Origin of the sequence: Mycolicibacterium llatzerense (assembly GCF_000878195.1) — a bacterium.
GTDB classification, from domain to species: Bacteria; Actinomycetota; Actinomycetes; order Mycobacteriales; family Mycobacteriaceae; genus Mycobacterium; species Mycobacterium llatzerense.
This window is the reverse complement of the sequence record NZ_JXST01000040.1, coordinates 1-13,362: the sequence shown is the minus strand read 5'-3', so window position 1 is coordinate 13,362 and position 13,362 is coordinate 1. Positions and strand designations below refer to the sequence as shown.

The window sequence follows — 13,362 nt, the reverse complement described above, 5'->3', positions numbered from 1 at the left end:
TACGTAAACCACGTGACACAGCGGGTTTGGCGGCGATAGGGTCGCATCATGCGTATCGACATGAGCGATCTGGTTTCGGCGACCGATCTGGCACGGCAATCATCCTGGATGCTCAAAGAGGTTGCCGCGGGCCGGCGCTTCGTGATCGTCAAAGGAAACACGCCAGCGGGCGCCCTCGTCAGCATCGCCGACCTGGAAAAACTCAAAGCGGCCGAGGGCGACCTTGCCACAGTCGGACAGTCGTGGCAGGCGATGCCCTCCCACGTGGCGTTCGCCGACCTCGCACCGCTGCCCCCTTCGGCGCCGCGGCACGCGCTCCCGATCGGGATCGACGAGGACGACATGAGCACCGTGTGGCTGGACCTGGAGCAATACCCGCACGCCTACTGCACCGGCACCAACCGGTCCGGGCGAACCACGTTCCTGCAGGCGGTCTGTGAAGCGATCATGGCGCGTTACACCCCGCAGGAAGCCCAGGTGGTGGTTTTTGACCCCGATATGCGGCTGACCGATGAACTAACCGACGAGTACCGCACTGTGTACTTGTACGACCCCAGCCGGATCGCGCAAGCCGCGCACGAGCTCGCCCACAAGCTCGATCAGCGCCGTCCGCCCCCAGATCTGACTGCCGCACAGCTCAGAGAATGGAATCCGGTCCGGCCCAAGTGGTTTTTCATCGTCGATGACCTGCATCTACTGTCAGGTAGCAGTTCGCTCTCGACAGTCCTCGCACCGCTGGTCGAGCCCGTTCAAAATGCCCGGCTCCTGGACTTGCACGTCATCGCCGCCATAACATCCGACAACTGGAATGCCAAGGGCCGCAGCAACAAGCTGATCAATGCCATGGACATCGGCGGCGCGACGGTCGTTGTTCTCGACGGCAGCCCCCGAGAAACGATCATCGATGACGTACGGCCAGCGTCACGGCTCCCGGGACACGCCGAATTCTATGAGCGCCGCTCAGGCGGCCGCATGATCCAAATCGTGGCACCATACGCAGCTGCGGAAAGCACGAAACCCGAAGAGTCCAATAGCGATTCGCCGCCGCAGCGGATGCCCGACCCGACCAGCCCGCAGGATTTCCTCGACGCACTAGGCATCGACGATGTGGCCACCTGGCAGCCTCAGTGGTCAGAGTCGGTGGTCAGCGACGGTGATGTCGTCGTGCCTTTCGGCCTCTCCGCCACCGGGCCGGCGGTGCTGAACCTGACCAGACTCGGCCACAACGCCATGCCGGGACTGATCGTCGGACGCACCGGATCAGGCAAGAGCGAGGCGATCAGGACCATCATGTTGGCGCTCGGAGCGAGCTACAGCCCGGAACAGGTACAGGTGATTGTGCTCGAAAAGTGGTCCGAAGAATTCACCGAGGAAGCGAAGCTGCCGCACATCACCGTGGCACAGGACTGGGCCGCATTCGCCGACGTGATTCGTGCGGAACTGAAAAGGCGTGAGCAAGCCGCCACGATGGACGCAGAGCCGGAATTGCTCGTCATTGCCGATGAGTTGGACGACCCGTACTTTATGCAGGACCCCACCCTCCTGCGCGATGTCGTCGAGAGCTACCGACTCAAGGTGCACCTTCTCGTCACGGCACAGACGCTCAGACGACATGTCGAGATGATCTGGCCCGGCCAGCGCGTCGGATCGTCGGCCTTCCGGCTCGCGCTGGCCTCCATCTGGATGGCCGACGCGCGGATTTTGATTGGCTCTACAAACATCGCCGACTCGCGAGCCGACTGCGGCGCAGCGTTCCTGGGCTCGGCCGACGATGGCGAGTCGACACCAGTACGGCTGTTCTTCACCGGCGAACGCCTCGACGCTGATAGCGCACAGACAGTTCGCGATCACCTGATCGAACGCATTGCGACGGTCGGGGCACCGCGGCTGGACCAATAAATATCAACGACGCCTGGGCGTATGTCGAAATGCGCTCGGCTGGAACATGATTCGCCTCCACATTTCCGATGTTCGGAACTCGGTAGTCCAATAGAAGGGGCACCAGGTGCACGTCGACGACTTTGACGAGCCAGAGCGCACGCTAGCGTCGGCATCAGTCTGGCATGTGCCGATGGTGACGGCGTCAGATTTCGCTGCCATGCTGGGTGTGACGACGCGCAGCATCGACAACTATGTGTGCGGCGACAACAGTTTTCCCGCACCCACAATCGGCAGTCGAGGAAAAAAGCGGCTGTGGACGTTGGCGCAAGCGTTCGACTACCGCGCACAATCGCGGGCCAACCGACGGGTACCGTATCGCGGCATCCCGCGTGTATATCCACTGTGCTCGCCTACACCCACCAGCTTCGGTGGGGCCAGCCACTTGCTGCGGGCGCAATTCGTTGCGGCCGAGCCTGTACCCGACATCTACCGCTATCTGAGGCCGCCGATCAGCGCTCGCCCAGGCAGGACGCCGATCGTGCAGTACTGGACCCCGGGAGACACCCAGGGGACGCTAGCGGTCGTCTACCTGACTGGTCAGGCTGAACTGGACCGCTGGGATGCACGCGACCTGGCGGTGAGCGCCGCGCGCTTCCTGCACGCCCGGGAAATTGCGTCGGTGGCGGCGGTCATCACCGACGAGAATGATCGACCGGTCCCGAATCGTAAAGATGAACGTCAGCAGACAGTCATCGTGGCCGAGATCGCCGAACACCCCGTGTGGTTGCCGCAGAACTCTGTGGCACAACCGACCACTCCGGGCAGATCGTGGCGACCCAGCCGACTTGATCTGGACGCCGATCCGCCAACGTCGGTGTACGACATCGGCTGGCACGACCTGCGGTACCTCCTGCGCAGCAACCTGTTCTGGTGGCCGGCAGACACGCGGCACAGTGATGTGGTCAGGGGTTGGCGCCCGTAAGGGCCTGTTGGACATCGAGGTGATCAGCGCTGAATTCGGCGCCGCAGGTTTAGCGTTCGCGGCCCGCGTCGCGTGTGCGGTCTTGGTCCTTGTCAGCGAGACGCCAGCGTTCGTTGTGGAACCGGTTGCCGGATTCGTGGTCCCGGCGTAGGCGGCGGCGTTCTTCCAGAGCCTCGGTGACCTCGCTGGTCAGGATTGCCGGGTCGCAGCGTTCGGCCTGGTCGAGCAACGGGTCTCGGTCGGGTTGGAGGGCGCGGCGGGCCGGGGTGGCCGACTCGACGGACAGGGTGACCGACCAGGGCAGGTCGCGGTGCAGCAGTTTGAGCATCGGCGCCGACGGGGCTGGCGGCCAGCCGCGCTCGTCGCCGTCGACCAGAACGACGCGTGCACGGCGGTCGTCGGCCTGCTCGGCGAGGTCGGCCAGCACGTCAGGCGATGCCAGACCTGCGCGGTCCACGACGATCGTGGTGTCCGAGTCCAGTTCGTACTGGCCGGTGGCGATCTGCTGGTGAGCCTGCTCGACGGTGAGCACCGAGTCTGCCTCGTCGGGGCCGACGATGCGGGCGGCCCGTTCGGCGGAGGGGCTGCACCACAGGATGCGGCGGCCCTTGGTCGTCGCGGCGGTATGCAGCACACCGAGCGCATCGAGGGCGACGTTGTCGTCGCCGGCGTGCACAGCGGTCACGGTGAACCCGCTGCGGGTGATCGCATTGAGGCGGTGCAGCGTATCGCTGGTGAGTGTGTCGGTGTTGGAATCGGCGATGGTGAATCCTCGCTCGACGACGTAGGAACCGGCGGAGCGGAGCATTTCCATCTCGGTGTGCAGCGCCGCGACGTTATCCAAAACGTGTGCAGCATTGCGGGTTTCGGCTTCGGCGAAGGCTATTGCGGTGGCGCTTTCGGCGCGGTCGAGTTCACCGGCGAGGCGGTCGCGCTCAGCCCGTGCGGCGGTGACGGCGTTCCAGTCTTGGGCCATGGCGCGGCGGCGTTCGGTGTCCACGTCCTCGGCGGTGACGATGCGGTCAGCGCCGCCGGCGGCCTCGGCGCGCCGCGTCAACGCCTCGGTCAGGTCGGCGTGGAATTGTTCGGCCGGGGTCTGCTCGGGGAGGTTCGACATCGCCAGCGTTACTCCCGAGCGGGCGAGGTCCACGGCGACCTCGTCGGCGTTCGGGTCAGCCTCCAAACGGGACAGTTCGGCACGTTCGTGCGTGACCCAGGCCATGATGCTGTCGTAGTGCTGCTCGGCGTCCGCCCACCGCGCCATGACATCTTGAACGGCGAGCATGTAAGGGCGATCGGCGTCGGCGCGGGCACGCAGATCACGCAAGGTGTCCTGTGCGGCGGTCATGGCCGGTCCTTGATCGGCCATGACCGCCCGGCGCAGGCGTTTGAGCTGTTCGCCGGCAGCGTGGTAGCGGCCGCGCAGCTCGATGACATTGGCCAAGACGTCGGCCACGGGTCGGGTGGGCGGCCGTTCGGTGAGCAGGTCCTCGAACGCCAAGGCGTCCTCGCCGGCGTAGCCGTCGTACTCGTACGGGTCTGGCGGGATGTCGTCGCCCAGGTCCGGGGGAATAAGGCTGCCGCCGTAGCCGAGGCCGAGTTTTTCCAGCAGGGCGTCATCGGAGAGGCCTGCGTGCGTGTCTGGATGCTCGAGCGGGTGTTCGGGATCAGGGAACCGGTGGGCCAGTTCCTCGTGCTCTTCAACGCTGAGCGGTTCTTCGTGGGGGACCGGGATGTCGATGTGGTCGTACGGATTCGCGGTGGCGAACAGGTCGATCGAGTAGGTGAGCAGCAGGGCGTACTCGTCGGGCCGGATCGGGGTGGAGTGCTCAGCGTCGACGTCGCGCAGATGGTCGTGCGCGACGTGCAGGAGGTCGATCGGATTCCAGCGCAGCGGGTCAGCGTTGTCCACGGCGGCGACCAAGCGGCCGAATGCGGGGTCGGCGATGATCGTTTCGGCGACTGCTGTCCCAAACACGGTGTGCAGATCGGCAAGCCATGTGGGCTGCAAATAGGGAGTGGACGCTTCCAGGGCCGCGGGCTGCACCCGCCCGGCCAGGCGCCACCACAGGGCAGCGCCTGGCATCAGGTCCGGGAGCGGCCCATCGGAGGCTGCATCGTCGATGAGCTGGGCCAAGTCGATGTCGGTGCGGGCAATCTTGGCCAGGTGGGCGGCCAGTTGTGGCCAGTACGGGTCGCGGCGCACGCGCGGGTCGACCTTGTCGACGAGGTCATTGAACCGGGTGGTGTCGGGTGCGGTCCGGCCGATTTCGGCGGCAGCGAGGTCTTCGAGAAGGCGCTGAATCTTGCGGTCGCGTACCGCGTATTGGTCCGGGCCGGTGAGACGGGTATCGGCTTCGGGGACGTCGTGCGCGGCGCGGAAGACTGCGATTTCGCCGCGTAGTTGGGGGTTGGCGGCCAGCAGTGGGCGTGCCCACGCGGGCGCAGTGGTCGCGTCCCATCCGGCGGCGGTTGTGCGGATCGCGTCAGCGAGTTCGGTGACCAGATCGGCGCGCGCCCGCAGGTAGATGTTCTCTTCGTCGGACATTCCTCGGGGCAGATCGGGCAGCCAGCGCAGCGGGCCGGTGTGCGCGGAGTGGGCACCGCTGGAGTCCAGGCGCCAGTCCAGCACCGCGGCCACGTCCCAGGCGCTGCCAAGTTCGCGGCGGGCGGCGGCTTGCTGCAGGGCGATGATCGGGTCGTCCCCGGCGACGGCGATGGTGGCCAAGTGCATCCGCAGGGTGGGCCACGCCGGCATGCGCGTCAGTCCGGGGTGAACCTGGTCGGCGGCGGCGTCGATCGTCGCCATGGTCTCCGGGCCGAGCTTGTTCTCGGCGAGCGCGCCGACCGAGTGGGTGTAGTAGCGCGCCACGCCGGCCAGGCGGCTGAAGGGGTCTTTGGCAACGTTGTCGGCGGTGGTGGCCGAGACCTGGGCGCCGTCAGTGGCGAGCACCTTGGTCAGGACGTCGATGGCGGTGTCCGGGTGGGTGGCGCGCGGGGTGAGGACCTTATGGGCGTCGGTTTCGGCGGTCTCGACGTAAATGTGGCTTTCGTCGGTCGCCCGGGTCATTGCGACGTACATCTGCTGGCGAGTGAGGTTCGCTGATCCGATGACGTGGCAGGTGCCCTTGGTGGTGCGCGAGCCGATGGTCATGCCCTGAGAGGCGTCGATGGTGGAGGCGTAGCCCAGGGTCACGTAGGCATTGACGTACCAGGCAGGAAGCGTTGTTTTTTGCCCGTTGTCCAAGCGGGAGACCTTCAGATCGCCGCCGCTTGTGACGGCATCAACGCGCCAACGCTGTCCATTGCGGACGTAGTCTTTGCCGCCGGCCAGGCGCAGATAGCGCTTGTTCTTACGGGTGGCGATGATGTCGCCGGCTGATGCTCGCAGACCGTCCGCGAGAGAGGTTTCCCTCATCTTGGCCGGGGAAAGGGCGGCTGTTTCCGGGTCGGCAGCGAGCGCCTCCAGGCGGTCCAGGCGGGCGCGTTGGTTGAGTTGGGTGACGATCGGGTTCGTGGGAGCCAGCATCGTGGAGTCGTGCCCGGCGGCAACATCGGCGGCCCAGCGGCTGTAGGCGTCATCAATGATGGTGTCGCCCGACCCGACGTGGATTCGGCCGGCATCGGCGTAGAACGCCAGCGCGGACGGATCACCTTCGCGCAGCGCCAAACCGGCTTGGGCTTCGGCGCGCGACTTGAATCGCATGACCTCGGTGAGGCTCAGCGCGCCGTAGATCCGCTCGACATCACGCAGGACGCCGCCAGCCGAGATGGACCCGAGTTGGCGGTCGTCGCCGATGGTCGCGATGCGCGCGCCGCGCGCTTCGGCGAGGGTGTTTACTTCATCGAGTTGCAGTGTCCCGGCCTTACCGGCCTCGTCGATGAGGATCAGGGTGTTCTCGTCGATCTTGTCGAACCACTCGCGGGCCGGATCGTCAGTGGCGTATGGGCGGCGCAGCAGCCAGATGAGCTTGTCGATCGTGTCGGTGGTGGTCCTGATGTCGTCGCGCAGAATTTGCGCCGCGCTCGCGCTCGGTGACAGTCCCAGGACATTGCCGCCGGATTCCTCCCATGCCCGCGAAAGCACCGACATGGCGGTGGTTTTGCCGGTTCCAGCGGGTGCCAACGCCAGCTGGAAGCGTGCACCGGAGCACGCCATCTCCCGCACCATCGCGGCCTGGCCGGCGTTCAATGTTCGCCCACGCTCTGCTGTTTCAGCCAGCAGCGCCATTTCGACGGTCTCACGATCCACGGTGCGTCCGTCGGTGCGGCCGGCTGCGGCCAGAATCCGCTTCTCGGCGGCCAGGATTTCCGGAGAAGTGAACAGTTCGGTGCGGTGCGTGGTGTAGACACTGGCCCCGTCGCGGCGGCGCAGTACGTCCGGTTCGTTCAAGTCCGCGTCGCCGACGCGGGCATGGGCGAGGCTGTTCGGTTCATCGAGCGCGGCGGCGGTCACTGCTTCCACAAGCCCAAGGTCGGTGGCCCAGCCGGCGGCCCGTACCGCGCGCAACGCTTCGGCGTAGATGTGGTTGTACTGCCAGCTTGAGCGTGACTCGGACACGGTCTCGACGACCGCGGCGGCCGTCTCGGACACCCACTTGTCGGTGATGTCGTCGACAGAGCGGCGGCCGGGGGTGCGGACCTGGACCAGCATGGAGGCGAGGGCGTGTTCGCTGCCGAGAACCTCGATGGCTTGGGTTCTCCACTGCTGGCGCTGTTCGGCCAGAGAGCGCGGTTCGTGCTTGGCAACACGGGTTTCGAGGTTGGCTCGCTCGTGCAGGGCGATTGCTTCGGCAGTGGTTGGTTCGCGGCCGTGGTCGGCCTGAAATGCTTTCGCCAGCTCGGTGTAGCGGTGATTGATCATGTGGCGGCGCGACGAAAATTCTTCGTTCAGTTCGCCGGGTACGCCAACAATCTCGCGGACTGGACGCTTGCTTCGTTCAGTTGGCGGGCGCTCGGCAAATTGCAGCCCAGCCCGTTCGATACTGAGCGCTTCGATGCGAGAGTTGTAGAACTCCGATGCCGCGACGGTGCCCTTGAAAAGCGGACGGCCGTCGATGGCCAGCCACCGATAAATGCCGTCATGGCCCTTCGCGCGGACTTTGTTGCTGATCGGCACGTGCGTGTGCAGATCAGGGTCTCCAGCGCGGCTGTCGCGGTGAGTGAAGGTCGCCGCGATGATCCCCTCGGTGTCTAGTTGGGCCACTCCCTGCGCGCCCATACGCGTGAACACCATGTTGTTTTCGATGTATTCAATGGTGTCGGCGACGGCCTGATCATGAATACCTTCAAGGATTTTCGCGAACTCTGGGGGTGCCACCGCCCACAGCACCGAGAAGCTCTTGACGGGGCTGAACGTGAGGTCATAGCCCGCAGTGGAGGTGGTTTGATCGCGTGTCTGGGTGGCGATGAAACCGGTCAGTTCGCGTTCGTCCAGCGGTGGACGGTCGTACTCGGCCTCGAACATTTCGCGGGCAATGCTGGTGCGCATCTGGGCGCGCAGCGTCTCGTCGATCGGAGAGTTCCACGGCAGGGACTGGCTCAGATTGTGGTCCCGGTACGCCACGGCCAGCCGCCGTTGCAGCTCGGTGGCTGCGTCGTTGATGACGAACGGGCGGCCAAGGCTCACAGCGGCTTTCGCGGCGGCCTTGCCGCTGCCTGCCATGATCATGTGTTCGGCGATCCTGCCAGCGTTTGGGTGCAGCCCCAGCCCGTAGAGGGCCTTCATTTGGTCCTCGGTGACCATCGAACCGGGGTCCACGCGCCACATCGCGTCTTCCGCGTCCGTGGTCAGGGTTCGCGAAGGCAGATCGGACAGGCCGGCGAGTCCTTTGCCGACCCAACGCCCCGGTGACTCGCCTTTTTCGGCGTAGTAGTCGCCAAGTGAAGTGCGGCCACGGGTTTCGGCATCCTGCGCGGCAGTTTGGCGGATGAGGTAGAGGTACCCGTCGCCCGCTGAGAGCTTGTGAATGCCCATCATGGCCGCATCACGAGGTGACCATAAGGCCACCCCCGCACGCTTTTTCCCTGTCTTGTAACGGGCTACCGCAAACCCGACCGTTACCGTTTCGTGACCTTAGTGCAAGAGGTGTGTGGTGCGAAGCGGGGGGCAAAAAGGTAGGAGCAGGTCAACGGCCCGATGGTGGAAACGGGGGGTCAAAGCGAAAGGTGACGGCAGGGGATGAGAGAACGACAAAAGGTGACCGAAATTGATCACCAGCAAACGACTGCTGGGGGGGTGAGGTATGACGCGAGAGGCGTGCGGGAAACCGGGCGGTCGGCGGTCGGCGGCAACATCGAGAAAAAGTGTGCGGGGGTGGCTTTATCATCGGCACCCATGGAGAAGACCACGAGCCGCAAGGAGGCGCGCCGGCGTCTCATGGAGCGGCAGCAGAGCATCGCTGAGGCGCGAGAAGCGCGCGAGCGGGCCAACATTGGCGATCTGACGGAGTTCACGGTGCGCGTTGCGCAGGTGGATGAAGTGGACGCCTGGCTGGCCGATCGGATCGAGAAGCTCAAGGAAGAAGCCGATCGCAAGCGCCAGGCGCACCGCACGGCAGCCGGAAAGGCATTGCAGGCGATGCGGTTACGCGGGGAGACGTTGTCCAACATCAGCACGGCGACGGGATATGGCGTGAGTCGGGTGCGGGAATACCTCAGGTACGCCACCGAAGCCCAGGCCGCGGACGTCGCCGATGCACCGAGCACTGAAGCTCAGGTGGTGCCGCTGCCCAACCGCACATCGGTCGACGCGGACGGGACGCCGGCAGGCGATGCCGTCGTGGGCGCCCAGTAGCGCGGAGCATCGAAGGTGTTGGGCAACGGTAGAATTCAGTCGGTGACGCGCCCTCGGGGGTGTTCGCAACCGCTACCGTTGCGCGTCGACCCTATCGAGCATGCCGACGAAATCGCGCGGTTCCGCAGTCGGATTGTCACCGGCCCACTCGACAGCGACTGCTGGGTGTGGTCGGGTGCATTGAGCGACGACGGCTATGGCGTCTTTCGAGTCAGGCGCGATGGCGTGCGACGCGTCGTGCGCAGCTCCCGGTACGCACTTGCGCTCTCGCTGGGCGGGAAGGTATTGGAACCAACGGTTTTCGCGCTGCACACCTGTGACAACCCGGTGTGCGCGCGAACTGTCTCACTGCTCGAGGTGGAGCGCGGCATCGCCGAGCATGTCGTCGGCGGCAGCCAGCGCGACAACATGGAGCGGATGGTACGCATGCGGCGCGGCGGCGGCAGACCGGCCATCGTGGCGCGCGGCGCCGGCGTGAGAGCCCGGGCCGAGCGCTCGCGCGCGATACGCGCGGCCGTCGCCGACGGCTGGGACGCTAGCCGGGTGAGCGCGGCGCTGCTCGGTACGGCTCAACCAACGCTGTGGTGAACAGGGACTGCACTATTGGCGCGTGGCAGCCTGATGTACTGCGCAAGGATTACGCGGGCCGGTCGGAGCTGTAATGCGCTTCCGCCAGCTGACCGAGCACCCAGGTGGTCAGTTCGTCGCCGGAACCCGCGGTGACATCGACGTAGCCGTGTAGCCAGCCATCGACGAGGTACTCGTGTCGTATCCACGTCGCGAAATCCTCGGGCGCCAGGCGCTGCAGAGTGGCGGCGGCTCGGTCCAGGGCGGCGCGAGCGACGCCATTGCGTTCGGCGTTGGCGTAATGCCCCTCGAGGTCGCGGCCGGCAGTGCGGTCGGCCAGCAGATCATGCGCCAACTCGAAGGTGTACGGGCGATTGTCGATCATGGCAGTACTTTCCTGGGGTCGGTTAGCAGTTGGTTGGCTTGATCGCAAATGGTGGTGAGGTACCGCCACAGTGCGTCGCGTGGCTCGTCTTCGGGATCAGGGAAGGTCAGGTGCGTCCAGCCGGTGGTAAGTCCGGGGAGGGCCGGGTTGCCGCGTGGGCGCACGATCAGCACGTAGCCAGGGCCGGGTGGGTCGTCGGCGACGATGAGTTGAATTTCGACGCGGCGGTCGCCGACGAGCGGGCCGATGGTGGTGGCTTCCTCGACGAGTCCGCCGAGCAGCGCCGCGGGGCCCGGTAGCGCTCCGAGGGAGGGCAGCTCGTTTTCGATGGTGTCGGCTTTGAGGTCGATCCAGTCGTCAAAGGCGGCGTCATCGACTCGAAAGGGTGCCAGCGCCGTGTGCACGTCGGTCATCGTTGCCCCCGTGTGCTCCTGGCGCCACCGAGTGCGCTGCCGTCGGTTCTAGCCACGATCACGCCGCCCTGGCGTCGGGTTGGTGGAATTCGATGGTGGCGGTGGCGATGACGCGTTGCTCGGCCAGGCTCACCAGGTCGTAGCTCTGGTGAGCGTCGGTGAGCTGGTTGGGCACAGGGTCGCAGTCGTGAGCGGTCAGGTAGTCCGCGAGTGCGGCGGCGGCCGTCGTGCGGTCTGAGTGAATGCTCACGACTGCGGGCCGGTGGGCGGCCTGGTCGATCGTCAGTCGGTACATGGCGTGGTTTCCTTCCGGTCGTCAGGCGATGTCGGCCAGATCGAGCAGGGCAAGCTGGGGCTGCTGGCCGCGCGCTTCGGCGATGATGTCGGCCATCGCGAGGTCAGCGCGGAACTTATGGCCGGCGGCGGCTTCAACGGCGGCGTACCGGTCGGCTAGCGCAGGGTTAAGGCGCGCTGAGCACACGAGGTCCGCGCGGGAAGCGAGTACGCAGAACCGGCAGGACAGTCGGGACATGCCTGCGGCGTAGGCGGGGTGTGGCCGTGTGCCGGCTGCCGTGATCCGGTCCCACACGTCCACGACGGTGTAGTGGTGGATGGGGTACCAGTCATCGACGTGGCGGCGGCCGTTGGATGCCGACGGGTTGGCTGTGTAGGCCGTGCGGCGGGCGCGGGCGGTGCTTTCCTCGGCACGCAGCCCCATGACGTTGAGTAGCCGCACCGGGCGGCTGGTGACGGTGCCGCTGTCACGCAGCTCGGCGACCAGTTTGGTCATCACCGTGCGGATCGGCCCTCGCTTGTGGTCGCTGGTGCACCAGCGACGGGCGGCATCGGGCCACATGCCGCGCGCGGCGACGCGCTCAAGGATCGTCTCGGTATGTCCGTCGGAGGCGGTGCGGCCGGTGAGCTCGAAGCGCAAGCCGTAGTGGGCGGCGTGTTCGGCGGCCAGTTCGGGGACGCCATCCCATTCGGCGTCGCCGAGGTCGGCGTGAACCACCACCACGCGCTCAACGACACCTGCGGCGCAGGCCTGCTCGACCACGACATCGAGTGATGCCTGACTGTCCTTGCCGGCGCTGGAGTTGACCAGGATGACGTCGTAGTCGGTCAGGTTGGGGGTTGGCCCGGCGGTGACGGTTGCCGGGGCGGTGTCGCTGGGCGTGGTGCCGAGTTCGTCTGCGGCGCAGCTGAACGGCAGGTGAGCGTGAGTGGACATCGGCGTCACCACGTTCCGTCGCCAGTGGTGGTGTCACCGATCAGGGTCAGGACTCGCTGGCGGTCTGCTGCCGGGAGGTGCGTTGAGGCGCTGCGCAACTCGGTCGAGAGCGCGTTCACGTAGCGGTCCAGCGCCTGGATTTGACTGCGGTTGGCCATGGCGTGTTGCCGCCATGTGTGGCGCGGAGTGAATCCCATGATCGGCAGCACCGGGGGCGTGGCCTCGGGGATGTATACGGCGCCATCGCTGGTGCGCATCACGCCGCCGTCTTGAGGCCGGTATGGAGCGACGTCGTGACCGATGCGGCGACGGTCGAATACGCGAGCGAGCAGCTTTTCGATGATGCCCGTGCGTGGTGCGGGGAACCCGGGCGGTGGGGGGAAGGGGTAGGAGCGCATGTCGAATGACATGGGGGCGCTGGTGCTCATGCCGAGACCGCCCTTACATCAGATGACAACATTTGCGTTAACCCCACAGTTCGTCGTAGGGCTGGATGATGACGTCGACGAAGAAGCGCAGGTTATGGCTGCGGTACTGCCGGTCGTGTGTGTGCCTCCACATGAAAGAATGTGAGGCTCGCCAGGTTTCGCGTTGGGCGCGTAGGTCGTAGCTGATTTCCCAGTTCGCCGGATCGTCCTCGGCGAGGCCGGTCCACGGAGGGGTTTGCTCACGAGGGGGCATTTCGGCTTTGCATTGATCGCAGATGACGCCGTAGAGAAACTGCAAACCCCTGCTGGCCCCGGCGAGACGGTAGATGGTCTGCCCGTTGTGGATGATCTGATCATCATCACTGAGGGGTCTACCTGAGGCACTGGACACGTCGATCCTCACGTCTCCCTCGTCGGGATGGTGCTCGCCGTCGCACCCGCGTTGAAGCCGGTCATTGACGTAGACGGCTGGGGTTCCGGGGATGGTCAGCACCTTCACACCGAACCGCTGCGTGGTCAGGGTGGGGCTGGTCATGCCGACACCGCCTCGGGGACTGGCGGACGGTCTATATTCGTGTGTGCTGTATTCGGCACTGTTCTCCTTCATTTCATCGGGCCTGCTGGCGTGCGAGTAGATATTCGGATTGGTCTTGTTGACCGAACTTGGCCCACATCGTGG

Annotated in this window: 11 protein-coding genes; 4 read left to right on the top strand and 7 right to left on the bottom strand. The window is 65.7% G+C overall.

Going from position 1 to position 13,362, the window contains the following annotated elements; translation table 11 throughout:
- Positions 1 to 48: 48 nt before the first annotated feature.
- A complete protein-coding gene (locus TL10_RS23315; RefSeq protein WP_043987542.1) occupies positions 49 to 1,899 on the top strand; it encodes a type II toxin-antitoxin system prevent-host-death family antitoxin in 1,851 nt (616 codons plus the stop codon).
- A 172-nt stretch (positions 1,900 to 2,071) separates the two neighbouring features.
- On the top strand, positions 2,072 to 2,863 hold the full coding sequence (locus TL10_RS23310; protein ID WP_043987541.1) for a hypothetical protein: 792 nt from the start codon (positions 2,072 to 2,074) through the stop codon (positions 2,861 to 2,863).
- A 49-nt stretch (positions 2,864 to 2,912) separates the two neighbouring features.
- Here the strand turns inward: TL10_RS23310 and mobF are convergent, their stop codons facing one another.
- Positions 2,913 to 8,843, bottom strand: a complete 5,931-nt coding sequence (mobF, locus tag TL10_RS23305) for a MobF family relaxase (protein WP_234711524.1) — start codon at positions 8,841 to 8,843, stop codon at positions 2,913 to 2,915.
- Between the two features lie 357 nt (positions 8,844 to 9,200).
- On the opposite strand from mobF, the gene TL10_RS23300 reads away from it, so the two are divergent.
- The gene (locus tag TL10_RS23300) at positions 9,201 to 9,659 is read left to right on the top strand and encodes a hypothetical protein (RefSeq protein ID WP_052506513.1); all 459 of its coding nucleotides are present in this window, start codon (positions 9,201 to 9,203) and stop codon (positions 9,657 to 9,659) included.
- Positions 9,660 to 9,737: 78 nt separating this feature from the next.
- Complete coding sequence (locus tag TL10_RS23295) at positions 9,738 to 10,247, top strand: hypothetical protein (protein ID WP_043987540.1); 510 nt, start codon at positions 9,738 to 9,740, stop codon at positions 10,245 to 10,247.
- A 49-nt stretch (positions 10,248 to 10,296) separates the two neighbouring features.
- Here the strand turns inward: TL10_RS23295 and TL10_RS23290 are convergent, their stop codons facing one another.
- From TL10_RS23290 to TL10_RS23265, 6 genes are all read right to left on the bottom strand, one after another.
- Positions 10,297 to 10,611 carry a hypothetical protein gene (locus tag TL10_RS23290; RefSeq protein ID WP_043987539.1) on the bottom strand — a complete coding sequence of 105 codons (315 nt, stop codon included), beginning with the start codon at positions 10,609 to 10,611 and terminating at the stop codon, positions 10,297 to 10,299.
- Complete coding sequence (locus TL10_RS23285) at positions 10,608 to 11,024, bottom strand: hypothetical protein (protein ID WP_043987538.1); 417 nt, start codon at positions 11,022 to 11,024, stop codon at positions 10,608 to 10,610. Before TL10_RS23285 ends, TL10_RS23290 begins: the two co-directional genes overlap by 4 nt.
- A gap of 58 nt (positions 11,025 to 11,082) precedes the next feature.
- On the bottom strand, positions 11,083 to 11,319 hold the full coding sequence (locus TL10_RS23280; RefSeq protein ID WP_043987537.1) for a hypothetical protein: 237 nt from the start codon (positions 11,317 to 11,319) through the stop codon (positions 11,083 to 11,085).
- Between the two features lie 21 nt (positions 11,320 to 11,340).
- Positions 11,341 to 12,255 carry a phosphoadenosine phosphosulfate reductase domain-containing protein gene (locus TL10_RS23275; protein WP_082068052.1) on the bottom strand — a complete coding sequence of 305 codons (915 nt, stop codon included), beginning with the start codon at positions 12,253 to 12,255 and terminating at the stop codon, positions 11,341 to 11,343.
- Between the two features lie 5 nt (positions 12,256 to 12,260).
- Positions 12,261 to 12,683, bottom strand: coding sequence for a hypothetical protein (locus TL10_RS23270; RefSeq protein WP_043987536.1), 423 nt, complete (start codon positions 12,681 to 12,683; stop codon positions 12,261 to 12,263).
- Positions 12,684 to 12,720: 37 nt separating this feature from the next.
- On the bottom strand, positions 12,721 to 13,362 hold a 642-nt coding region (locus TL10_RS23265), incomplete at its 5' end, for a hypothetical protein (protein WP_234711523.1).

Coding starts and splice junctions, on each gene's coding strand:
- TL10_RS23315 (WP_043987542.1), top strand. CDS start 49: ATGCGTATCGACATGAGCGATCTGGTTTCGGCGACCGATCTGGCACGG.
- TL10_RS23310 (WP_043987541.1), top strand. CDS start 2,072: ATGGTGACGGCGTCAGATTTCGCTGCCATGCTGGGTGTGACGACGCGC.
- mobF (WP_234711524.1), bottom strand. CDS start 8,843: ATGATGGGCATTCACAAGCTCTCAGCGGGCGACGGGTACCTCTACCTC.
- TL10_RS23300 (WP_052506513.1), top strand. CDS start 9,201: ATGGAGAAGACCACGAGCCGCAAGGAGGCGCGCCGGCGTCTCATGGAG.
- TL10_RS23290 (WP_043987539.1), bottom strand. CDS start 10,611: ATGATCGACAATCGCCCGTACACCTTCGAGTTGGCGCATGATCTGCTG.
- TL10_RS23285 (WP_043987538.1), bottom strand. CDS start 11,024: ATGACCGACGTGCACACGGCGCTGGCACCCTTTCGAGTCGATGACGCC.
- TL10_RS23280 (WP_043987537.1), bottom strand. CDS start 11,319: ATGTACCGACTGACGATCGACCAGGCCGCCCACCGGCCCGCAGTCGTG.
- TL10_RS23275 (WP_082068052.1), bottom strand. CDS start 12,255: ATGTCCACTCACGCTCACCTGCCGTTCAGCTGCGCCGCAGACGAACTC.
- TL10_RS23270 (WP_043987536.1), bottom strand. CDS start 12,683: ATGAGCACCAGCGCCCCCATGTCATTCGACATGCGCTCCTACCCCTTC.